Genomic DNA, 241 nt, shown 5'->3' on the forward strand with positions numbered 1-241 from the left:
GGTTTCCGGGCTGGCCCGCTCGATCTTGTCGTCCTTGCGCCGGTATGCCAGGTCGACCATGCGGCCGACGAAGTTGCTCATGCCCTCATAGGGCTTCTCACGCTCGGGCGGCGTTACCAGGATGGTCAAGAAGTTCTTGTTGAACTCACGGTCCTTCGGCAGCGGGTAGCGCTGGCCCAACGGGGTATCCAGCGGGTTGATGCAGTCCTTCCTGGCGTTCTGCAAACGTTTGTACACCACC

General features: G+C 61.0%; 1 protein-coding gene. It reads right to left on the minus strand.

Features of this window, described 5'->3' with window-relative positions; translation table 11 throughout:
- Positions 1-241, minus strand: a 241-nt coding sequence (locus SB765_RS33075) for a hypothetical protein (protein ID WP_410932955.1), incomplete at both ends; no start/stop codon positions are given.

This window comes from Pseudomonas sp. SIMBA_067 (assembly GCF_046534675.1).
Classification (GTDB): domain Bacteria; phylum Pseudomonadota; class Gammaproteobacteria; order Pseudomonadales; family Pseudomonadaceae; genus Aquipseudomonas; species Aquipseudomonas putida.